The organism is Rhizobium sp. WSM1274, from assembly GCF_025200775.1.
Classification (GTDB): Bacteria; Pseudomonadota; Alphaproteobacteria; order Rhizobiales; family Rhizobiaceae; genus Rhizobium; species Rhizobium leguminosarum_I.
Window position 1 is genome coordinate 2,956,206 of the sequence record NZ_CP104138.1, and the last position, 22,414, is coordinate 2,978,619.

Sequence of the window (22,414 nt, forward strand, 5' to 3'; positions counted from 1 at the left end):
TTAACGTCATCCAACTGTCACACAAGCTTCATGTAATCTCATTAACAGCATCGCCAGACACTGAAAACCCGAAGGAGAACAACAGTGATCTCTAACATTTCTCGACTACTGTCGCTTTCTACTGCGATGATCGTGGCTTCGACCGCGATTGCCGCTGCCGAGCCGAGCGCTGAACTTATCGCCGCCGCCAAGAAGGAAGGCACCCTGACGACGATCGCTCTTCCGCACGACTGGTGCGGCTACGGCGAGGTCATTGCCGGCTTCAAGGCCAAGTATGGCCTCGAGGTCAACGAGCTCAACCCGGATGCGGGTTCGGGCGACGAAGTCGAAGCCATCAAGGCCAACAAGGGCAACACCGGCCCGCAGGCTCCTGACGTCATCGACGTCGGCCTCTCTTTCGGCCCGTCCGCCAAGAAAGACGGCCTGATCCAGCCTTACAAGGTCTCCACCTGGGACTCCATCCCGGATACCGCCAAGGATGCCGACGGCTACTGGTACGGCGATTATTATGGCGTCCTCTCGTTCCTCGTGAACAAGGATCTCGTCAAGGAATCGCCGGCCGATTGGGCCGATCTGAAGAAGAGCGACTACGCAAACAGCGTCGCCCTCGCAGGCGATCCGCGCGCCGCCAACCAGGCTGTCCAGGGCGTTTATGCCGCTGGTCTTTCCGCATCCGGCGGTGACGCGGCCAAGGCAGGCGAAGAGGGCCTGAAGTTCTTCGCCGAATTGAACAAGAGCGGTAATTTCGTGCCGGTCGTCGGCAAGGCGGCTCCGTTCGCCCAGGGCTCGACGCCGATCATCATTGCCTGGGATTACAACGCCCTCTCCTGGGGCGAAAGCCTGAAGGGCAATCCTCCCTTCGAGGTCGTCGTTCCGAAGACCGGCGTCGTTGCCGGCGTCTACGTCCAGGCTATCTCCGCCTTCGCTCCGCACCCGAACGCTGCGAAGCTCTGGATGGAATACCTCTATTCCGACGAAGGTCAGCTCGGCTGGCTGAAGGGCTATTGCCACCCGATCCGCTTCAACGATCTTGCCAAGAACAACAAGATCCCGAAGGAACTGCTCGACAAGCTGCCGCCGGCTGCATCCTATGAAAAGGCTGTCTTCCCGACGCTCGAACAACAGTCTGCCGGCAAGGAAGCGATCACCAAGAATTGGGATTCCGTCGTCGGCGCCGCCGTCAAGTAACCTCTGATCCTGCCTCCCCGCCGCAAGGCGGGGAGGTTTCTCACTCCGACGCCCCAGGATGAGCTTTTCCATGAGCACCGTTTCAACGCCTATGGTGCGCAGCGCCCCCTTGATCAACAGAGATCGCGTGATCGACTGGCTCGGCATTGCACCCTTCATCATTTTCTCGCTGCTGTTCCTGATCATCCCCACGCTTTATCTTGTGGCGGGCGCATTCCTGGCGCCCGAGGGCGATTTGACGCTGAAGAATATCGGTGATCTCTTTACCCCATCCATCATGAGCGCCTACTCGATCAGCATCCGTGTGTCGGTGGCGTCGGCTCTGGGCGGTGCGCTGATCGGCTTCTTCCTCGCCTGGGCCGTCGTGCTCGGCGGCCTGCCCGCCTCCGTCCGCTCGACGCTCCTGACCTTCTCCGGCGTCGCCTCGAATTTTGCCGGCGTGCCGCTCGCCTTCGCCTTTCTCGCAACGCTCGGCCGCACCGGGCTTGTGACGATTTTCCTGCGCGAATGGTTCGGCTTCAATCTCTACGGCACCGGCTTCAATCTGCTGTCCTTCTTCGGCCTCACCATCACCTACATGTATTTCCAGATCCCGCTGATGGTGCTGATTCTGACGCCCGCCCTCGACGGCATGAAGAAGGAATGGCGCGAAGCCTCACAGATCCTTGGCGCCACCAACCGCCAGTACTGGACGATGGTCGCGCTGCCGATCCTCTGGCCGAGCCTGCTGGGCACGACGCTGCTGCTCTTCGCCAACGCTTTCGGCGCCATTGCCACCGCTTTCGCGCTGACCGGCAGCTCGCTGAACATCGTGCCGATCCTGCTCTATGCGCAGATCCGCGGCGATGTTCTGCACAATGCCAATCTCGGTTACGCCATCGCGCTCGGCATGATCGTCATCACCGGCGTCTCCAACGTCCTTTATCTCATGCTGCGCATGCGCGCAGAACGGTGGCAGAAATGAAAGCTCAGCGTTTCGGAGCCTGGATCGCCGTCATTCTAGGTGCATCCTATTTCGTCATTCCGTTGATCGGCACAATCGAGTTTTCATTGCGCATGCGTCGCGGCGAATACAGCCTCGATGCCTACAAGTCGGTATTCTCCGACATTCAGTTCCGGGAGACCTTCGGCTATTCCATGCTGATGGCGTTGCTCACCATCGTCTTCGGCATGCTGCTCGTCGTGCCGACAGCCTATTGGGTGCGGCTGCGGCTGCCGCAGATGCGTCCGGTCGTCGAATTCATCACCCTGCTGCCGCTTGTCATTCCAGCGATCGTCATTGTCTTCGGATACCTCAGGATGTATAATTCGTCGTCCTACCTGCCGCTGACGGGTTCGACGACCGGCACCAATGTCCTGCTGGTCTTCTCCTATATCACCCTGTCTCTGCCTTATATGTACCGCGCCGTCGATACCGCCATGCGCGCCATCGACGTCCGCACGCTGACGGAAGCGGCCGAAAGCCTCGGCGCCCGATGGACGACCATCATGTTCAAATGCATTTTCCCGAACGTCATGAGCGGCGTGCTCTCAGGCGCTTTCATCACGCTCGCGATCGTCATGGGCGAATTCACCTTTGCCGCACTTCTGAACCGTCCGGCCTTCGGTCCCTACCTGCAGCTCGTCGGCGCCAACAAGGCCTATGAGCCTTCGGCGCTTGCCGTCATCGCCTTCTCGATCACCTGGCTCAGCATGGGCCTGCTCAACATCGTTTCCCGCGTCGGCAAAGCCCGCCCGGCAAAGGCTTAAGGTATCTGGCTCATGTCTTTTCTCACGCTGACCAACATTCAGAAATCCTTCGGCCCGGTTCAGGTCGTCAAGAACTTCAACATGACGATCGAGAAGGGTGAGTTCGTCTCCTTCCTCGGACCGTCGGGCTGCGGCAAGACGACCGTTCTGCGCATGATCGCCGGCTTCGAAACGCCAACCGGCGGCACGCTGACCATCAACGGCAAGGACCAAAGCGCGCTGAAGCCGAACCAGCGCAATATCGGCATGGTGTTCCAGGCCTACGCGCTCTTCCCCAACATGACGGTACACGACAATGTCGCCTTCGGTCTCAAGGTCGCCGGCGCCCCAAAACCTGAAATCGACGCCCGCGTCAAGGAAATGCTCGGCCTGATCAAGCTCGATCACCTGGCCGACCGCTTCCCCTATCAACTGTCGGGCGGCCAGCAGCAGCGAGTAGCCCTTGCCCGTGCGCTTGCCGTCAAGCCGCAGGTGCTGCTGCTCGACGAGCCGCTCTCCGCACTCGACGCCAAGATCCGCGTGTCGCTGCGCGAGGAAATCCGCCAGATCCAGCAGCAGCTCGGCATCACCACGGTCTTCGTCACCCATGATCAGGAAGAAGCCCTGTCGATTTCCGACCGCATCGTCGTCATGAATGCCGGCAAGGCCGACCAGATCGGTTCGCCTTTCGAGATCTACAATACGCCGGCAACGCGTTTCGTCGCCTCCTTCGTCGGCACGCTGAACCTCATCGAGGCCAAGGTCGTCGATCCCGATACCAACCGCATCCAGATCGGCGATCAGGGTATAACGCTGAAGCAATCGGTCGCTGCCCACAAGGCCGGAGAAACCATCTCGCTGGCGCTACGCCCGGAAGCGGGCTCGCTCTCCGACAGCGTCAAGAGCGACACGGCGCTGACCGGCCAGGTCGTTTCGGCCCACTTCTTGGGGTCGGTCATCCGCACCCGCATGAATGTCGGCGGCAACGTCATCTCCTTCGACATGTTCAACAGCCCGGGCACTACCCCGCCGCAGGCCGGCGAAACGGTAACGCTGCGCTTCATGGCAGCCGACCTGCTCATCATCCGCGACTGATTTCGCCAATCCCACTCATGCAAAAGGCGCCGCAAAACGGCGCCTTTTGTTGTCGGAAATTTGGATCGTTCAGCGGATCGCCTGGTCGTCGACGTCAAAGCGATGGACATGCGCCTGGTCCGGTGTCGCATAGACGATCTCGTCCGGCTCGTACTGGTGCTCGCCAAACAGGCGTGCCGTCAACAGGCCGCACTGGTCGGATTCCAGATAGATGATCGTGTCGGCGCCGAGATGCTCGACATGCACGACCTTCGCAGCCCAAGTCCCCTGCTCGCGCGACAGCGTCATATGTTCGGGACGAACGCCGATCGTCTTGGCACTGTGATCGCCGACTTTCTCGGCCGCGATGAAATTCATCTGCGGCGAGCCGATGAAGCCGGCGACGAAGACATTGGCCGGTCGTTTGTAGAGTTCCATCGGCGAACCGATCTGCTCGATCGCCCCGGCATTCAAAACGACGATCTTGTCGGCAAGCGTCATCGCCTCGACCTGGTCGTGGGTGACATAGATCATCGTCGCCTTCAGGCTGCGGTGCAGTCGGGCGATCTCGAGGCGGGTCTGGACGCGCAACGCCGCATCGAGGTTCGACAGCGGCTCATCGAACAGGAAGAGTTCCGGTTCGCGCACGATGGCACGGCCGATCGCCACACGCTGGCGCTGGCCGCCGGAGAGCTCGGCCGGCCGGCGCGCCAGATAGGGTTCCAGCGAAAGCATGCCGGACGCCTTGCTGACACGCTTGTCGATCTCGTCCTTGCCGGTGCCGGCCTGCTTGAGGCCAAGCCCCATATTGTCCTTGACCGTCAGATGCGGATAGAGCGCATAGGACTGGAACACCATGGCGATTCCACGCTTGGCCGGCGGCGTCAGCGTCTCGTCGCGGCCATTGATGACGACGGCGCCCGACGTGACGTCTTCGAGGCCAGCAATGCTGCGCAACAGCGTCGATTTCCCGCAGCCCGAGGGCCCGACGAAGATGACGAATTCGCCGTCCTCGACCTCAAGGTCGATGCCTTTCAGCACCTCATGCGTGCCATAGGTCTTGCGGATGGATTTGAGTTGAAGCGATCCCACTATCTTTCCCTTACAATCTGACCGGCTGGCCGGTACGCACGCTCTCGTCGGCGGCAAGGCAGATGCGCAGCGATGCCACCGCGTCGGCCATATGGCGGTCGAGGTCCATATCCTCGCGGATCGCCCTCAGCATGAAAGCCTGCTCCAGGTTACAGAGTTCCTGATGGCCGGGCTCGCCTTCCATCGTCATGTCCTGGTCGGGCCGGATGAACTTGCCGTCCGGGCCGGTCTCGGCCGTGTGCAGACGGATCACCGAAGTCTTGGTGTGCGTGTCGATATCGTCGGACTTGGCGTTCGGATCCATGACGATCGACACGGCGCCTTTTGGCGACATCACATCTTTCACGAAGAAGGCGGTTTCCGAGATCATCGGGCCCCAGCCGGCCTCGTACCAGCCGACGGAACCATCCTCGAACAGCACCTGCAAGTGACCGTAATTATACATGTTGGCGGCGATCTCTTCCGACATGCGCAGCCCCATGCCGCGCACCTCGACAGCCCTCGCGTCGGTGATCTGGCTCATGACGTCGACATAATGCACACCGCAATCGACGATCGGCGAGGTCGTGCGCATCAGCGACTTGTGCGTCTCCCATGTCGGGCCGTTGGACTGCTGGTTGAGATTCATGCGGAAGACGTAAGGCGGGCCGAGCTTGCGCGCCTCCTCGATCAGCTTCATCCAGGAAGGATGATGGCGAAGGATATAACCGACCACCAACTTGCGCCTGGCTGTCCTGGCAGCCGCCACGACGCGCTCGGCATCGGCGACCGTGGTTGCCAGCGGCTTTTCCACGAAGACGTCGCAGCCGGCCTCGAAGGCGGCGACCGCGTAATCAGCATGGCTGTCGGAATAGGTATTGATCGAGCAGAGCTCCGGTTTCAGCTCGGCGAGCGCCGTCATGAAATCGGGATGGATCGGGTACTGCTCGAGCTCCGGCGCAAGCTGCGACGGCGTCGAGCGGTTGACGAGACCGACGATCTCAAAGCCCGGATTGTTGTGATAGGCGAGCGCGTGGCTGCGGCCCATGTTGCCGAGGCCGGCAACGAGGACGCGGATCGGCTTTTCGGATTGGCTCACTTGACGGCTCCTGACGTGATGCCGCGGATCAGTTGCCGCGAGAAGATGACGTAGAGGACGAGGATCGGCAGGATCGCCAGCGACAGCGCCGCCAGCACCGCGTTCCAGTTGGTGACGAACTGGCCGATGAAGATCTGCGAGCCTAGCGTCACCGTCTTGGTAGCCTCGGAGGGTGCGAGGATCAGCGGGAACCAGAGATCGTTCCAGATCGGGATCATGGTGAAGACGGCGACCGTCGCCATGGCCGGGCGCACGAGCGGCAGCACCAGGCGGAAGAAGATCGCATATTCGGAAAGCCCGTCGATACGCCCGGCATTCTTCAGGTCGTCCGAAACCGTGCGCATGAATTCCGACAGGATGAAGATCGCCAGCGGTATGCCCTGCGCGGTATAGACGAGGATCAGCGCCGTCAGCGTATTGACGAGGCCGGCCGCCACCATGCCCTGCAGGATCGCCACCGTGCCGAGACGGATCGGGATCATGATGCCGATCGCCATGTAGAGCCCGAGCAGCATGTTGCCGCGGAAGCGATACTCAGAGAGCGCAAAGGCCGCCATGGCGCCGAACAGCAGCACCAGCAGGATCGAAACGATCGTGACGATGAAGCTGTTCTGGAAATAGATGGCGAAATCGCCCTGCCCGAGCACCGTCTGATAGCCGACGAGGCTGAAGGTCGACGGCGTCGGGATCATCAGCGGCTCGCGGAAGATCGAGGCACGATCCTTGAACGAGTTGACGATGGTCAGGAAGACCGGAAACAGCGCGACCAGCGTATAGGCGCTGAGCGCCAGATGCACGAGGCCGGTGCGGATGGGAGATGTGCGTGCCTTGGACATGCCCGCTCCTCAGAACTGATAGCGACGCATGCGCCGCTGGATGACGAAGAGATAAAGCGAGACGCCGGCGAGAATGATCAGGAACATCACCGTGGCGATCGTCGCACCCATCGAGCGGTCGCCGAGCTGAAGCTGGAAACCGAAAAAGGTACGGTAAAGCAGCGTGCCGAGAATGTCGGTCGACATATCAGGCCCGGCAAGCGCCCCCTGCACGGTATAGATCAGGTCGAAGGCATTGAAATTGCCGACGAAGGTCAGGATCGAGATGATGCCGATCGCCGGCAGGATGAGCGGCAGCTTGATTTTCCAGAACTGGGCCCAACCGGTAATGCCGTCGCATTCGGCCGCCTCGATCACCTCTTCGGGGATGCTGAGCAATGCGGCATAGATCAGCATCATCGGAATGCCGATATATTGCCAGTTCGAGATCAGCGACACGGCAATCAGCGCAGGACCGGATTGCCCGAGCCAGGGTGCGAAGGCCCACTTCATGCCGACAAGGCTCATCAGCCAGGGAGCTACACCCCAGATCGGCGAAAGGATGAGCTTCCAGATGAAGCCGACGATGACGAACGACAAGAGCGTCGGCAGGAACATTGCCGTGCGGTAGAAGGCGACGCCGCGCAGCTTCGGCACAGAAAGCAGGGCGGCAAGCGCCACGCCGATCGGGTTCTGCACGCACATGTGGATGGCAAAGAAGATCAGGTTGTTGACCAGCGCATTCCAGAAATCGCGCGCCCAGCGCGCGTCGCCGAACAGCACCTTGAAATTCGCCAGTCCGACGAAGGCCGGCTGCCCATCGACCGTATTGTAGAGCGAAAGCCTGAGCGTTTCGATGAGCGGCAGCACCATGACGGCGGAATAGACGATCAAGGCCGGCAACATGAAGACGAAGATGTGCCAGCGCACCGGGCGCCTGATCGGGACGATATCGACCGCGTTGTCGGTTTCGCTCATGGCTTTTGCCTGTTCTTGTCGACTGGCCGCAAGGCGCAGCACAGGTGGAAACGGTTGCGCCTCACCCTAACTCTCTGCCACCTGGAAAGAGAGGAAACGCCCCTGCTGAGAAACGATATCGGGCTGGGAGGTCGCTGCGAGGTCTCTTTCTCCCCGCCAGCGGGGAGAAGGTGGCCGGCAGGCCGGATGAGGGGCTGCAAACGCCGCCCCTGATCACATCACTTGGCCGGCTTGTACCAGCTGTCGAGGCCCTTCTGGAGCTTTTCGGCAGCAATCGCAGGCGTATCCGTGCCGTTGATCACGTTGGCCGATTCGACCCAGGTCTCATTTTCAAGGTTCGGGGTGCCGCGTGACAAGATCTGGTAGGTCGAGCGCACCGTCGACTTGTACGGGCCGCGCCAGGAAACGAATTCCTGAGCGAGCGGATCGGACATCTTGACCGCGGTGGAGTTCAGGCTGAAGAAGCCCGGCAGCGAGTTGGCGTAGATATCGGCGAACTCCGGCGAAGCGACCCAGCTGAGGAACTTCTTGGCTTCTTCGGCATGGGTGCTCTTGGCATTCAGGGCGACACCGATATCCGGGTGGTCGGAGATGTAGCCCGTGTCACCTGCCTTCGGAACCGGTGGCGGGAAAGCACCCATCTTGAACTGAGCCTGGCTGTTGAACAGCGCGATTTCCCATGAACCAGCCGGATAGATCGCGGCCCGGCCGAGCGTGAACAGGTTCTGGCTATCGGAGTAGGTCTGGGCTTCGAAGCCGTCGCCGAGATAGGGCTTCCACTTGGCAAGCTCTTCAAAGGGCTTGACCCATTCGGGATCCGTCAGCTTCTGCTTTCCTTCGATCAGAGCCTTGCGCCCCTCCTCGCCCTTCCAGTAGTTGGGGCCGATGTTCTGGTAGCCCATGGTGGCGGCTTCCCAGAGATCCTTCGTACCCATGGCGAGCGGGATGTAGGTGCCGTCGGCCTTGATCTTGTCAAGCGCTGCGTAGAATTCGTCCTGGGTCTTCGGCACCGAGATGCCGAGCTTGTCGAAGGCATCCTTGTTGTAGATGAAGCCGTGGATGACCGAAGCCATCGGCACGCAGAAGGTCGACTTGCCGTCGTCGGTGCTCCAAGCGGCCTTGGCGACCGGCGAGAAGTTCTCCATGCCAGGCAGGCTGGTGATGTCAACGAGCTGCTTCTTGTTGAAGAGTTCGAGCGAGGCATCGAACGGACGGCAGGTGATGATATCGCCTGCGGAGCCGGCATCGAGCTTGGCGTTCAGCGAGGCGTTGTATTCGGTCGGCGCGGTCGGCGAGAAGACGACCTTGATGCCCGGGTTCTTCGCTTCGAAGGCCGGGATTATCTTCTCCTGCCAGATCTGCAGGTCGTCGTTACGCCAGCTTTCGACCGTCAGCGTGACGTCGGCGGCGTGGACGAGACCCGCTGAAGTCAGCAGACTGGAGGCAAGCAGCAGGCTTTTCAGAGCAGTGTTTTTCATTTCCCTCTCCTGTTTTAAGCGCCGCTAGGCGCTGTTTTCGATCTGAAACAAGCAATTGGTGTGTCTGAGCCAACACCCAACGCCCCTTGGAGGACCGTCAGCAATGCCGGTCCCGAAAGCTCGACGGACACGAAGGCGGACGCCTGCGGCCGAACTGCGCGCCTTCCCGGCTACACCGGGAGCGGCGAAATGATGGGGAAAGCCAATGGATGCCTGAGCTTCGCCACCAGCTTGACGGGCCGGCAGGTCGTTCTCTTGATCCATCCTCGAAGCGGTTCCGGCTCGGCTTAACTGCCGATTTTCGTGGGCCTCGAAGTGCTGTTCCCTTGTTACCGAATTAAGGCCAAAAAAATACCAATTGTCCAGCCGAATTTAACCTTTTGGCCAGATAAAATCGATCTAAAAATTTTATGAAGCAAAATCAACACGATAAAAAGATGAATTTTCTCCATCATTGCCACTTGGTAAATGGTATTTTTTTGGTATTGTATTGAAGACCGTGGGGAACGGCATATTCGGAGGCCCGATGACGGAGCTTGCAATCGGCATAGACGGCGGCGGAACGAGCTGCCGGGCCGCAGTCGCGGACAGGAACGGCAATGTCATCGGCCGCGGCAGATCCGGCCCTGCCAACATCCTGTCGGATTTGGAAAACTCCCTTCTCAATATCGTCGAATCCGCCCGGCAGGCGCTCGGCGATGCCGGGCTTGCCGATGAAACCCTTTCCGCCGTCGCAGCCGTCGTCGGCGTCGCCGGCGCCAATGTCGGCGATTACGGCAGGCGAATCGAAAAGGCCCTGCCGTTTGCCGAAGGCCGCGTTGTCACCGATGCGCTGATCGCCCTGCAGGGCGCGCTCGGCGATGCCGACGGCATCGTCGGCGCCTTCGGCACCGGCTCGGTTTATAATGCCCGTAGGGACGGCCGGCTGAACGGCATCGGCGGCTGGGGTTTCGTTGTCGGCGACCAGGCAAGCGGTGCCCGTCTGGGCCGCGATCTCCTGGAACGATCGCTGCTCGCCCATGACGGGGTGCGCCCGGCATCGCCGATCACCGACGCGACTTTGGCCGAATACGGCAACGATCCCGAGCGCATCGCCGAATTCGCCCATTCGGCAAGACCGAAGGATTTTGCCCGTTACGCCCCCACCGTCTTCGAACATGCGGCTAAGGGCGATGCCGTGGCAGTCGCCATCGTCACGGAGGCGGCAACGGCGATCGGCGAAAGTCTCGAAGCACTGCTCTGGCCCGAATGCCCGTCGATCTGCCTGCTCGGCGGTCTTGCCGAAGCTTATGAGCCGTGGCTTTCTGAACGTTACAAGCCTTTGCTTGCCAGACCGAAGGGCGATGCCCTGCAGGGCGCAGTGGAGCTTGCGGTCAAGCTCATGAACGACGGCCAGAGGGGTGCGGCATGACCGATGACCTCGCCACCCTCCTTTCTCTGGAGCGCCTGCAGGCAGCCGGCACGGGGCCGCTCTACGTCAAGCTGCGCCGCACGCTCGAAGCAGCCGTGCGCACCGGCACGCTTGGTCACGGCGATGCGCTGCCGCCGGAACGCGACATCGCCGAATTCGCCGCCGTCAGTCGCGTCACTGTGCGCAAGGCGATAGACGAACTCGTCGCCGACGGCCTCTTGGTGCGCCGTCACGGTTCGGGCACCTTCGTCGCCAAGCCGGTCTCCAAGGTCGAGCAGCGCCTGTCGCAGCTTACCTCCTTTACCGAGGATATGGCGCGCCGCGGCATGTCCTCGCGCTCCGAATGGCTGCATAAGGGCATCCACACCCCCTCGCCCGACGAGATGATGATCCTTGGCCTCAGTACCGACGTCAAGGTTTCGCGCCTCTCCCGTCTGCGCATCGCCGATGACCAGCCGCTGGCGATCGAGAATGCCAGCGTCTCCGGCGAGTTCCTTCCCGATCCCGCAGCCGTCACCAATTCGCTCTATGCCGAGCTCGAACGCCTCCAGGTCCGCCCGGTGCGCGCCGTGCAGCGTATCTCGGCAACCAATATGAAGGAGGCCGACGCCCAGCTTCTCGGCGTCTCCGTCGGCGCGGCCGGCCTGTCGATCGAGCGTATCTCCTACCTGGGTTCCGGCCGCGCCGTCGAATTCACCCGCTCGCTCTATCGCGGCGATGCCTATGATTTTGTCGCGGAACTGACGATTGCAGTGACGTAAGCCTTACCAGAAGCGGGCGATCCAGAGCTGATTTCCGACAAGATCATCGAAGATCGCATCGGCGGAGATAAGCGGTATCCCATTCTGCATGGCGGTCGCGGCAAGAAGCCGGTCGAACGGATCGCGATGTGTCCAGTCCATCATGTCTGCGGTCAGACAGATTTCCGGTGTCAATGCCGCGGCAATGCCACCCTGTTCATGCAGCAGTTCCGGCAACCGGCCAATGAAAGGCTCCATCTCCGGCCATTTGCCGAGACGAACCTTCTGCCCGATTTCAAATAGCGATATTGGGCTGACGAAAATCGTCTCCGCTTTTTCGATCAGAGCAATTGCCTTGGCCGAGAGCCGCTCATCGCCGATCAGCGACCATGCCCAAGCATGGGTGTCGAGCAGCAGCGAGTTCACTCGCCCCCTTCCCAAGGCGCAAGCTCGTCCTGATCCATGCGCTCAAAAAAGTCGGGGCCATTTCCAACAACTTGTCCCTTGAGCAGCCCGATCTTGAAGGAAGACTGCACAATCGGAATGATCTTCACGACAGGCTTGCGTCCCTTGGCGATCACCACTTCCTTACCGGAAAGGGCAGCGTCGATCAATTTCGACAGATTGGTCTTTGCGGCATGGATGGTAACTTGCATCGTCGCCTCATTAGCTAACTTGGCTAAGCATGCCACCGCATCGTCAATTGCGCTATCAAATTCAAATAGCCTGAATGCGGGTAATTATCAGCCGCATCAAAATCATAAAAGCCGGAAGGCGACCCCCTTCCGGCTTTTCATTTATTGAACCAATCTCTGAGGACGCCGCCATAGAATAGGATGATTTTAGGCCGGGTCGGCCTAAAATCTGAATCCTGTTCTACATTATATAGTTAGAGCATGATGTCGTCCGAAAACCGCTCACACTTTTCGGCATCATGCTCTAAGCGACCGCGAAGACTCGGCAATCAGGCCGCGTCCTCGATCTGCTCGTCCGCCTTGCGCGGCACATAGTTCAGCACCGGTCCGAGCCAGCGCTCGACTTCCGAAACCTGCATGCCCTTGCGGGCCGCATAGTCTTCCACCTGATCGCGCTCCACCTTGGCGACGCCGAAATAATAGGAGTCGGGATGGCCGATATAGAGGCCGGAGACCGAGGAGCCGGGCCACATCGCATAGCTTTCCGTCAGCTTCACGCCGGCTGCTTTTTCGGCGTCTAGCAGTTTGAACAGCGTTGCCTTTTCGGTGTGGTCGGGCTGAGCAGGATAACCGGGCGCCGGGCGAATGCCGGCATAGGCTTCGGTGATGAGATCCTCCTTGCTGAGCGTCTCGTCCTTGGCATAGCCCCAGTATTCGCGTCGCACCTGCTCGTGCATGCGCTCGGCAAAAGCTTCGGCGAAGCGGTCGGCCAGCGCCTTGACGAGGATCGACGAATAATCGTCGTTCGCCCGCTCGAAACGCTCGGCGATGGCGATTTCCTCGATCCCCGCCGTCACCACGAAGCCGCCGACATAATCCTGAACACCGCTTGTGACAGGCGCCACGAAGTCGGAGAGCGCCACGTTCGGCCGCCCGTCCCGCTTCGAAAGCTGCTGGCGCAGCGTATAGAAGGTCTCAAGCTCGTGTTTGCGGCTCTCGTCCGTGAACAGCCGGATATCGTCGCCGACCGCGCCGGCCGGCCAGAAGCCGATGACGGCGCGCGGGCGGAACCACTTCTCATCGATGATCTTCTTCAGCATCGCCTGCGCATCGGCCCAGAGCGCACGCGCCGCCTCGCCCTGCTTCTCGTCGTCGAGAATGGCGGGGTACCGGCCGCGCAGCTCCCAGGTCTGGAAGAACGGCGTCCAGTCGATGTATTTGGCAAGCTCGGCCAGATCGTAATCCTCGAACACCCGCGTGCCGAAGAATTGCGGCTTCACCGGCTGGTAGGCAGACCAGTCGATCTTGTGGGCATTCTCTCGAGCCCGGGGCAACGGCAGGCGCACCTTCTCGGCCTCGCTGCGCGCATGGGCGGCCGCCACCTTGGCATATTCAGTGCGGATATCGTCGACATAGCTCTGTCGCGTTTCCGGCGACAGCAGTGCGGAGACGACGCCGACGGCGCGGCTCGCATCGGTGACGTAGACCGTCTGCCCCTTATTGTAGCCGGGATGGATCTTCACGGCCGTATGCACGCGGCTGGTCGTCGCACCACCGATCAAAAGCGGGATCTCGAAGCCCTGGCGCTCCATCTCGGCGGCGACATGCACCATTTCGTCGAGTGACGGCGTGATCAAGCCGGAGAGGCCGATGACATCGACCTTCTCTGCAATGGCCGTTTCGAGGATCTTCGTCGCCGGCACCATGACGCCGAGGTCGACGATCTCGTAATTGTTGCAGGCAAGCACGACGCCGACGATGTTCTTGCCGATATCGTGCACGTCGCCCTTGACCGTCGCCATCAGGATCTTGCCGGCCGACCGGCGTTCCTCGCCGCCATTGAGACGCTTTTCCTCTTCCATGTAGGGCAGCAGCACGGCCACCGCCTGCTTCATCACGCGCGCCGACTTGACCACCTGCGGCAGGAACATCTTGCCCGAACCGAACAGGTCACCGACGACGTTCATGCCGGCCATCAGCGGCCCTTCGATGACGTGCAGCGGCCGAGCGGCCTGCTGGCGCGCCTCCTCGGTATCGGCCTCGATATATTCGGTGATGCCATTGACCAGCGCATGCTCGAGGCGCTTCTCGACGCTCCATTCGCGCCAGGAAAGATCCTGGACGCGGCCTTCGCGTGCCGCGCCGCCACGGAATTTCTCCGCCACTTCGAGCAGCCGCTCGGTTCCGTCGGGACGGCGGTTCAGCACCACGTCCTCGCAGGCCTCGCGCAGCTCGGGATCGATGTTGTCGTAGACGGCAAGCTGGCCGGCATTGACGATGCCCATGTCCATACCCGCCTGGATGGCATGGTAGAGGAACACGGCGTGCATCGCCTCGCGCACCGGCTCATTGCCGCGGAACGAGAAGGATAGGTTCGAAACACCGCCCGAAATATGCACCAGCGGCATGCGCTCGCGGATCGTCCGCGTCGCCTCGATGAAGTCGACGCCGTAGTTATTATGCTCCTCGATGCCGGTCGCGACAGCGAAGATGTTCGGGTCGAATATGATGTCCTCGGGCGGGTAGCCGATCTTTTCGGTCAGCAGCTTGTAAGCGCGCGTGCAGATATCCACCTTGCGCTGGTAGCTGTCCGCCTGCCCCGTCTCATCGAAGGCCATGACGACAACGGCAGCGCCGTAATTGTGCAGCAGCCGCGCCTGGGCGAGGAAATTCTCCTCGCCTTCCTTCAGCGAGATCGAATTGACGATCGGCTTGCCCTGGACGCGCTTCAGGCCGGATTCGATGATCGAGAATTTCGACGAGTCGATCATGACGGGCACACGGGCGATGTCAGGCTCGGCAGCGATCAGATTGAGGAACTCGACCATCGCCTTTTCGGAATCGATCAGTCCCTCGTCCATATTGATATCGATCACCTGGGCGCCGTTCTCGACCTGATCGCGGGCGACGTCGAGCGCTGCGGTGAAATCGCCGTTGGTGATCAGCTTGCGGAAGCGGGCCGAGCCGGTGACGTTGGTGCGCTCGCCGACATTGACGAAGGGGATATCTTTGGTCAGTTCGAAAGGTTCGAGGCCCGACAGCGACATGAAGGGGCGATGCTCCGGAATCGGCCGCGGCTTGTATTTCGCAACGGTCTCGGCGATCGCCTTGATGTGCTCCGGCGTCGAGCCGCAGCAGCCGCCGACGATGTTGACGAGGCCCTCGCGGGCGAAGCCGTCGATCTGCGCCGCCATCAGCTCCGGCGTTTCGTCATACTGGCCGAATTCGTTTGGCAGGCCGGCATTCGGATAGGCGCAGATGAAGGTGTCGGCAACACCCGAAAGCTCTTGCAAATGCGGGCGCATCGCATTGGCGCCGAGCGCGCAGTTGAGGCCGATCGTGAAGGGATTGGCGTGACGCACCGAGTTCCAGAAGGCCGACGGCGTCTGGCCGGACAGCGTGCGGCCGGAAAGATCGGTGATCGTGCCCGAGATCATCACCGGCAGGCGCACGCCCTTGGCCTCGAAGCGCTCCTCACAGGCGAAGATCGCAGCCTTGGCGTTCAGCGTGTCGAAGATCGTCTCGATCAGGATGATGTCGGCGCCGCCGTCGATCAGACCGTCGATCTGCTCGCCATAGGCGGAACGCAGATCGTCGAAGGTGACGGCGCGGAAACCGGGGTTGTTGACATCGGGCGAGATCGAGGCGGTGCGGTTGGTCGGCCCGATGGCGCCGGCAACGAAACGGCGGCGGCCATCCTCGCGCTCGGCGCGCTGTGCCGCCCGGCGCACGATCTCCGCACCTTCCTTGTTGAGGTCGTAGACGGCACCTTCCATCTCGTAATCGGCCTGCGCGATGCGGGTCGAAGAGAAGGTATTGGTCTCGAGAATATCGGCGCCGGCCTTGGCGTATCTGTAATGGATCTCTTCGATCGCGTCCGGCTGGGTCAGGATCAGAAGGTCGTTATTGCCCTTCTGGTGACAGGCGCAGCCGATGAAGCGCGTCCCGCGAAACTGGTCTTCGTCATAGCCGAGACCCTGGATCTGCGTGCCCATGGCGCCGTCGAGAACAAGGATGCGCTCGCTCGCGGCTTGTCTCAAAGCTGCGAAAACTTCACTGCCGTCACGTTTGCCCGTTTCCGGACCAAAGAGATTATCAAACACGGGAAGGCTCCTTGACGTCGTAAGACCAGACAGTCCAAATCACATAAAGATATCTTTATGTCAATATATGCCTGTCAATTTCGTGCTTTGTAAGCCTACAGCGCCGCGCGTCTTTTCAGACGCGCAAAGGACGTTGTAATAGTTTTGAATCGACGCATCGTGCCTCCGAAGAACGATCCCGCTTTGCGGGCCAATGCGATAGCCGGATGACAGACTCGTCCGACCCCTATATAGGCGTTTACAACGCTTTGTGCACGAAATCGGAGGAGTATCATGGCACCCGCAATCGGCAACGCCGTCCTTGGAAACTGGGCGAGCCGCGCCTATCACCGCAGCTGGCTGCTGACCCAAGCGAACGGTCTCTTCGATTTCTTCCAGCACAATTCGGTCAATCCCAAGGGCGGCTTTTACGATCTCGACGACGAAGGTAGGCCTCTCGACGCCGAGGGCCAGGTTCGCGGCATCCATATCGCGGCGCGCGCGGTGCATTGCTTCTCGATCGGCGCGCTGCTCGGCCGCCCCGGAGCCTCCGACGTCGTCGACCACGGCATGGACTATATCTGGAACCATCATCGAGACCGGAAAAACGGCGGCTATTTCTGGTCGCTCAACAATGACGGTCCCGTCGATTCCGACAAGCAGGGCTATGGCCATGCTTTCGTGCTGCTCGCCGCCTCAGCGGCAAAGACCATCGGCCATCCGCTTGCCGACGGCATGCTGGCCGATATCACCAAGATCCTCAACACGAAGTTCTGGGAAGCGAAGCACGGCGCCATCGCCGAGGAATTCACCGCCGACTGGCAGCCGCTCGACGGCGGCGCCTATCGCGGCCAGAACTCCAACATGCACCTGACCGAAGCACTGATGGCCGCCTTCGAAGCCACCGGCGACAGGGAATACCTGACCAAGGCCGAAAGCATCGCCGATCTCGTCATCCGCCGCGCCGCCGGCTCGGTGGACTGGCGCGTTGCCGAGCATTTCGACGCCGAATGGAACCTCGACAAGACTTACTATCATCCGAACGAAATGTTCCGCCCGGCCGGCACGACGCCCGGCCACTGGCTGGAATGGGCCCGCCTCATCCTGCAGCTCTGGGCGCTCGGCGGCAAACGGATCGAGTGGATGCCGGATGCGGCCAAGGCGCTTTTCGCCCAATCCATGGCGCTCGGCTGGGACAACGACAAGGGCGGCTTCTTCTATACGCTCGATTGGGACGACAAGCCCGCCAAGCGCAACAAGCTCTGGTGGCCGGCTTGCGAAGGTGTGGCTGCCGCACATTTTCTCAACGAGCACCTGCCGAGCGATTTCCATGAGGAGAGCTACCGCAAGATCTGGAACGTGATCGAACGCGCCTTCATCGATCACAAGAACGGCGGCTGGCACGAGGAGCTGACGGAACATCTCGTTCCCTCCCACTCGCTGTTCCCCGGCAAAGGCGATATCTATCACGCCCTGCAGGCCTGCCTCATTCCGCTTTTCCCGGCAACCGGCAGCCTGACAAAGGGCATCGCCGAGGCCGGCGGGAAGCTCTGAGGTCGGGGATCAGTAACCCGGCGCCGGCAGTTCGGCGTTCGGGTTCCGCTGGAACCATCCGACGTCACTGCTGATACGGTCGAGTTCGTCCTGCACGTCGCGCTGATCGCGGCGGATGTCGTGCATGTCGTCTTCCAGATCCTCGATCCGCCGGCGAAGTTCCGTGCGGTCGCCATCCTTGGCATCCCGCAGCTTGTCGGAAAGATCGTCGATATCAGTCTCCTTCGAACTATAATCGTTCTGCATCGAGCTAAGGCGTGATTGCAGCTCGTGCTGCTTGCTGCCGAGGCCGAAGCCGCGCAGGAAACCGGGCGCGGTCTCCTTAGGGCAGACATTGGCGTAGCCGCTGCCCGCCTGGCCGCGCGCAAGCCCGCTGAGTGGCGTGCAGTAGCGCACCAGCCCCGTCTGATATCCCTGAAACCAGATCGTCTGATCGGGCACGATCTTGATCCGCTCGCAGGATTTCGCATGTGCGGCGAAGCGCTGTTGCGGCTCGTAGCCTGCCGCCCCGTCGCTCTCGCCGATCACCCGCCAGTCGGCGGCGACGCATTCCTCCTTGGACAGCGTATTGCAGGAGACAAGGAAAAGGCCGAGGCCGATGGTGGCGGCAAGCGCAAGAAACAAACGGATCACGGCGTCCCGGGTAGGATGAAGGAGGGCGATGCCGCATCCTAGCCGCAGGACAAGCCCGAGTCACCGGAGCGGCGACGCGAATCTGCAGTTTTCATGGCTTTTTTCTGTCAAAATTACGGCGGGACAGGCCGCATCAAAGCGTCGGGGCGAGCCGCAGCGTATCCAGATCCTTGGCGAGCATCAGCGCCAGCGCCTCGACCGCGAGATTGTGGTCGTCACGCTGCGGCAGTCCTGAGACGGTGACCGCGCCGATGCAGCCGGTACCCTTGACGTTAATCGGGAAACTGCCGCCATGCGGCGCATAGTCGGCGCCGGAAAGCCCGTTATCCTCGACCGTCTTGCCATCCTTCTGCAGCTTCAGGCCGCAGGCATAGCTGCTGCGGAAATAACGCAGTACCATGTTGCGCTTGCGCCGGACCCAGTTGACGTTATCAGGCGTTACACCCGGCAGTGCCGCATAGAAGACCGGCATCGAATGCAGGGTCACGTCGATCGCGATGCCGAGGCCGCGCTCGGTGGCGAGTTCCTGCAGGAGTTTGCCGAGCTGCCATGCCGTCGTCAGGTCGAAGGCATCGAAGCTCAGCACTTTTTCCTGCTCCGCGATCCGGCTGAGATCGTCCTCGATTATCATGGGTAAAGCGCTCCTCTGCCGCGATGATCCGTAGCCGACCATTCTCGCGAGGAGCAAAAAAGTAAAGCAAAAACTTGGACCTATCCCTGGAGCAATTCCAGCAAAACTGCGCAAACGGAAATGCTCTGTCTCAAAGCTTCGGCGTCAGCATCTCGAAACGGTCGCGGATGGTGGCACAGGTATCGCCGCCGAGCCGCGCAATCGCATCGACCGCAGCCGGATCGACATGCAGCCTTTCCGGATCGACGACCCCGTCGCGGTAATGCGCATAGACGATCTCGCCCATGACGATCTGCCGTGAGCGGCCGAGCTCCAGCGTCACATGCCGCCGGCATTCGAAAGCGGCGGGCGCCTCGGCGATGAAGGGCGAGGCGACCTTCTCGCCCGGCATCGCCGTCAGGCCGGCTTCCTTCAGCTCGTCGACGCCGCGCGGATATTTGGCGCCGCAGACATGCATCGCCTCGGCGATGGCCAAGGAGACGATATTGACCGTGAACACCTCGGTCATGCGGATATTATGGCCGGTGTCCTTGAACGACATGTCGGCATTGTTCTCGACCCCGATCGCAAGGATCGGCGGATCGGCCGAAAGGCAGTTGAAGAAACTGAAGGGTGCGGCGTTGATCCGGCCATTCTCGTCGACCGTCGTCACCAGCGCGATAGGCCGCGGGATGATCGTGCCGATCATCAGCTTGTAGCGTTGGCGCTCGGTGAGCTGCTCGAAATCGAAAGAGACGGACATCGGTTCAGCCGACCTTGAGGACCGGCGAGAAACCGCTCATCGCCCCGGCAAAAGGTTTCGGCAGCGGCGAGGCATAGGAGCCGCGCTTGCTGGTGGAAAGTCCGAGCGATACCAGCGCCTCGGCCTGCTTGACGGCGGCGGCAACGCCATCGACGACAGGCACGCCGTAGATTCCCTGCAGCTCTCGCGCCAGATCGGTCATGCCGGCGCAGCCGAGCACGATCGCCTCGGCGCCGTCTTCCAAAAGCGCCCGCTCGATCTCGGCCCTGAGTTTGCCGATCGCACCCGAGGCCGGATCTTCCAGCTCCAGCACCGGGATGTCGGAGGCGCGCACCTTGGCGCGGTCGCCCATGCCGTAGCGGCGCACCAGATTGTCGATCAGCACCCGCGACCGCTCCAGCGTCGTCACCACGGTGAAGCGCTGCGCCAGAAAGCCCGCCGTCACCACCGCAGATTCGCAGAGCCCGAGGATCGGCACATCGGCGAAGGTTCGCGCCGCTTCGAGCCCGGTATCGTCGAAGCAAGCGATAACGGCCGCGTCATAACCCGCCGCCTGTCGCTCCTTGAGTTCGGAGAGCAGACCGGGGATCGCTAAGGCTCCGTCGTAATGTCCCTCGATGGAAACCGGCCCCATGCGCGAGGTGGCGGCGATGATCTCCGTACCGGATGCCGCCACCGCACGCGCGGCGGTCGCTGCCTTGTCGGTCATGGAGGCCGTGGTGTTCGGATTGACGATGAGGATGCGCATGTCAGTTTATCTTTGCCTGCCGCCGGCTGAGCATCGTCATGATGCCGAGCGCAAGGAGAATGATTGTGAAGGAAAACAGCGTCGTCACCGTGCCGAGCGCATAGAGCACCGGCGTCGTGACGTTGGTCGTCATGCCATAGATTTCGAGCGGCAGCGTGTTGTAGGTGCCTGATGTCATCAGCGTGCGGGCGAATTCGTCATAGGAGAGCGTGAAGCCGAACAGGCCGACGCCGATCAGGCTGGGGGCGATCATAGGCAGCACGACATGGCAGAACGTCTGCCAGGAGCTGGCGCCAAGGTCACGCGCCGCCTCTTCATAAGCCGGCGAGAAGCGGTTGAAGACGGCAAACATGATCAGCACGCCGAAAGGCAGCGTCCAGGTCAGATGGGCGCCGAAGGCCGACGAATACCAGGCAGGCTTGAGGCCACCCTCCTGGAAGACGACGCCGATGCCGAGCGAGATGATGATCGACGGCACGACGAGGCTTGCGACCGTGGCATAAAACAGCGCCGTCGAACCGGGGAAACGGCGCCGGAAGGCAAGGCCGGCGAGCAGCGAGACGACGACCGTCACCGCCATCACCATCAGCCCGAGGGTGAAGGAGCGGCGGAAGGAGGCGCCGAAATCGCCGACCGCCTGCTTCTCGAATAGGTTGAAGAACCAATGGGTGGAAACGCCGTTCATCGGGAAGGTCAGGCCGCCATCCGGCCCCTGGAAGGAGAGGATCAGGATCGCCGAAAGCGGGCCGTAGAGGAACAGCACGAAGATGACGAAGAAGAGCGCCAGCAGGTAGAATTCCAGGCCGCGTTTTTCGTGGCTCATCTCAAAGCTCCTTGCGGATGTCGACAACACGCAGGATGGCCGCGACCATCAACAGCACGACGGCGAGCAGCACCACGGCGTTGGCGGCAGCGGCCGGATATTGCAGCAGCGACATCTGGTTTTTCATCATCAGCGCTACCGAGGCGCTTTGGCCGCCGGACATCACCTGCACCGTCGAAAAATCAGCCATGACGAGCGTGACGACGAAGATCGTGCCGATCGCCATGCCGGGCTTGGCGAGCGGGATGACGACATTCCATAACACCTGCCAGCCGGAGGCGCCGGCATCGCGCGCCGCCTCGAATAGCGACCGGTCGATGCGCATCAGCGTGTTGAAGATCGGCGTCACCATGAACAGCGTATAGAGATGCACCATGGCGAGCACGACGGCGAAATCGGAATAGAGCAGCCATTCAATCGGCTTGGGGATGATGCCCATCTCGATCAGCGTCGAATTGACGAGGCCGTTGCGCCCGAGCACCGGGATCCACGAGATCATGCGGATGATATTCGACGTCATGAACGGCACGGTGCAGACGAGGAAGAGGATCATCTGCGTCGAGGTCTTGCGGATGTGGAAGGCCAGGAAATAGGCGACCCAGAAGCCGATGACGAGCGTCAGCGACCAGACGATCGCCGTGAATTTCAGCGTGTTGAGATAGGTCTTCCACGTCACCCACGAACCGAGCGTCTCGGTGTAGTTCATCGTCAGGAAATCGGGATAGAGGCCGGCAAAGTCGTAGTCCCAGAAGCTGACGACGGCGATCATGGCGATCGGCAGCAGGAAGAAGAAGCCGAGAATGACGAACAGCGGCGTCGCCTGGAGATAGGATATCGCCGATGGAGAAAGCCTCAGCCCACGCCCGCCGCGCGCGCCCTGCCCATCCTCCTCCGTTTCCGCTGCGATGGTCGCCATGATCCGGTTCTCCGTTCTGATTTGGAACGAAGGTGCGTGCCGCCCCCTCATCCGCCTGCCGGCACCTT

General features: G+C 61.2%; 21 protein-coding genes. 7 read left to right on the plus strand and 14 right to left on the minus strand.

Annotated elements, in window-relative coordinates; translation table 11 throughout:
• Positions 1–84: 84 nt before the first annotated feature.
• The 4 genes from N2600_RS14905 to N2600_RS14920 all read left to right on the plus strand — a co-directional run bounded on the left by N2600_RS14905 (position 85) and on the right by N2600_RS14920 (position 4,011).
• Positions 85–1,188 (plus strand): ABC transporter substrate-binding protein, encoded by a 1,104-nt coding sequence (locus N2600_RS14905; RefSeq protein ID WP_162115931.1) that lies wholly within the window; start codon positions 85–87, stop codon positions 1,186–1,188.
• A gap of 70 nt (positions 1,189–1,258) precedes the next feature.
• Positions 1,259–2,152, plus strand: coding sequence for an ABC transporter permease (locus N2600_RS14910; RefSeq protein ID WP_260109084.1), 894 nt, complete (start codon positions 1,259–1,261; stop codon positions 2,150–2,152).
• Positions 2,149–2,937 carry an ABC transporter permease gene (locus tag N2600_RS14915; RefSeq protein WP_170262233.1) on the plus strand — a complete coding sequence of 263 codons (789 nt, stop codon included), beginning with the start codon at positions 2,149–2,151 and terminating at the stop codon, positions 2,935–2,937. Before N2600_RS14910 ends, N2600_RS14915 begins: the two co-directional genes overlap by 4 nt.
• 12 nt (positions 2,938–2,949) lie before the next feature.
• The gene (locus N2600_RS14920) at positions 2,950–4,011 is read left to right on the plus strand and encodes an ABC transporter ATP-binding protein (RefSeq protein ID WP_017965148.1); all 1,062 of its coding nucleotides are present in this window, start codon (positions 2,950–2,952) and stop codon (positions 4,009–4,011) included.
• Between the two features lie 69 nt (positions 4,012–4,080).
• On the opposite strand, the gene N2600_RS14925 is transcribed toward N2600_RS14920, so the two are convergent.
• The 5 genes from N2600_RS14925 to N2600_RS14945 all read right to left on the minus strand — a co-directional run bounded on the left by N2600_RS14925 (position 4,081) and on the right by N2600_RS14945 (position 9,431).
• The gene (locus N2600_RS14925; protein ID WP_170276384.1) at positions 4,081–5,082 is read right to left on the minus strand and encodes an ABC transporter ATP-binding protein; all 1,002 of its coding nucleotides are present in this window, start codon (positions 5,080–5,082) and stop codon (positions 4,081–4,083) included.
• Between the two features lie 10 nt (positions 5,083–5,092).
• Entirely contained in the window at positions 5,093–6,109 is a 1,017-nt protein-coding gene (locus N2600_RS14930; protein WP_245268406.1) for a Gfo/Idh/MocA family protein, read from the minus strand.
• 47 nt (positions 6,110–6,156) lie between these two features.
• On the minus strand, positions 6,157–6,996 hold the full coding sequence (locus tag N2600_RS14935; RefSeq protein ID WP_017965151.1) for a carbohydrate ABC transporter permease: 840 nt from the start codon (positions 6,994–6,996) through the stop codon (positions 6,157–6,159).
• 9 nt (positions 6,997–7,005) lie between these two features.
• Positions 7,006–7,953 carry a carbohydrate ABC transporter permease gene (locus N2600_RS14940; protein ID WP_017965152.1) on the minus strand — a complete coding sequence of 316 codons (948 nt, stop codon included), beginning with the start codon at positions 7,951–7,953 and terminating at the stop codon, positions 7,006–7,008.
• Between the two features lie 218 nt (positions 7,954–8,171).
• Positions 8,172–9,431 (minus strand): ABC transporter substrate-binding protein, encoded by a 1,260-nt coding sequence (locus tag N2600_RS14945; protein ID WP_260296646.1) that lies wholly within the window; start codon positions 9,429–9,431, stop codon positions 8,172–8,174.
• A 526-nt stretch (positions 9,432–9,957) separates the two neighbouring features.
• On the opposite strand from N2600_RS14945, the gene N2600_RS14950 reads away from it, so the two are divergent.
• Positions 9,958–10,842 (plus strand): N-acetylglucosamine kinase, encoded by an 885-nt coding sequence (locus tag N2600_RS14950; RefSeq protein WP_222386320.1) that lies wholly within the window; start codon positions 9,958–9,960, stop codon positions 10,840–10,842.
• Positions 10,839–11,603 (plus strand): GntR family transcriptional regulator, encoded by a 765-nt coding sequence (locus N2600_RS14955; protein WP_260296647.1) that lies wholly within the window; start codon positions 10,839–10,841, stop codon positions 11,601–11,603. The genes N2600_RS14950 and N2600_RS14955 overlap by 4 nt, the downstream gene beginning before the upstream one ends.
• A 3-nt stretch (positions 11,604–11,606) precedes the next feature.
• Here N2600_RS14955 and N2600_RS14960 read toward each other — a convergent pair whose 3' ends face one another.
• The 3 genes from N2600_RS14960 to metH all read right to left on the minus strand — a co-directional run bounded on the left by N2600_RS14960 (position 11,607) and on the right by metH (position 16,320).
• Complete coding sequence (locus tag N2600_RS14960; protein ID WP_260296648.1) at positions 11,607–12,008, minus strand: type II toxin-antitoxin system VapC family toxin; 402 nt, start codon at positions 12,006–12,008, stop codon at positions 11,607–11,609.
• Entirely contained in the window at positions 12,005–12,238 is a 234-nt protein-coding gene (locus N2600_RS14965) for a type II toxin-antitoxin system Phd/YefM family antitoxin (protein ID WP_260296649.1), read from the minus strand. Before N2600_RS14965 ends, N2600_RS14960 begins: the two co-directional genes overlap by 4 nt.
• Positions 12,239–12,546: 308 nt before the next feature.
• On the minus strand, positions 12,547–16,320 hold the full coding sequence (metH, locus tag N2600_RS14970) for a methionine synthase (protein ID WP_260296655.1): 3,774 nt from the start codon (positions 16,318–16,320) through the stop codon (positions 12,547–12,549).
• A 273-nt stretch (positions 16,321–16,593) separates the two neighbouring features.
• Here metH and N2600_RS14975 point away from each other — a divergent pair, with 273 nt between their 5' ends.
• A complete protein-coding gene (locus N2600_RS14975; protein ID WP_260296657.1) occupies positions 16,594–17,853 on the plus strand; it encodes an AGE family epimerase/isomerase in 1,260 nt (419 codons plus the stop codon).
• A gap of 9 nt (positions 17,854–17,862) precedes the next feature.
• Here N2600_RS14975 and N2600_RS14980 read toward each other — a convergent pair whose 3' ends face one another.
• The 6 genes from N2600_RS14980 to N2600_RS15005 form a co-directional block, all read right to left on the minus strand.
• Positions 17,863–18,486 carry a DUF2799 domain-containing protein gene (locus tag N2600_RS14980; RefSeq protein WP_260296658.1) on the minus strand — a complete coding sequence of 208 codons (624 nt, stop codon included), beginning with the start codon at positions 18,484–18,486 and terminating at the stop codon, positions 17,863–17,865.
• A 133-nt stretch (positions 18,487–18,619) separates the two neighbouring features.
• Positions 18,620–19,117 (minus strand): heme-degrading domain-containing protein, encoded by a 498-nt coding sequence (locus N2600_RS14985; RefSeq protein ID WP_017965161.1) that lies wholly within the window; start codon positions 19,115–19,117, stop codon positions 18,620–18,622.
• A gap of 130 nt (positions 19,118–19,247) precedes the next feature.
• Positions 19,248–19,859 (minus strand): flavin reductase family protein, encoded by a 612-nt coding sequence (locus N2600_RS14990; protein ID WP_260296659.1) that lies wholly within the window; start codon positions 19,857–19,859, stop codon positions 19,248–19,250.
• A gap of 4 nt (positions 19,860–19,863) precedes the next feature.
• Positions 19,864–20,607 carry an aspartate/glutamate racemase family protein gene (locus N2600_RS14995; RefSeq protein WP_260296660.1) on the minus strand — a complete coding sequence of 248 codons (744 nt, stop codon included), beginning with the start codon at positions 20,605–20,607 and terminating at the stop codon, positions 19,864–19,866.
• Position 20,608: 1 nt separating this feature from the next.
• The gene (locus N2600_RS15000; RefSeq protein ID WP_017965164.1) at positions 20,609–21,430 is read right to left on the minus strand and encodes an ABC transporter permease; all 822 of its coding nucleotides are present in this window, start codon (positions 21,428–21,430) and stop codon (positions 20,609–20,611) included.
• 1 nt (position 21,431) lies between these two features.
• Positions 21,432–22,346 carry an ABC transporter permease gene (locus N2600_RS15005; RefSeq protein WP_017965165.1) on the minus strand — a complete coding sequence of 305 codons (915 nt, stop codon included), beginning with the start codon at positions 22,344–22,346 and terminating at the stop codon, positions 21,432–21,434.
• Positions 22,347–22,414 lie beyond the last annotated feature (68 nt).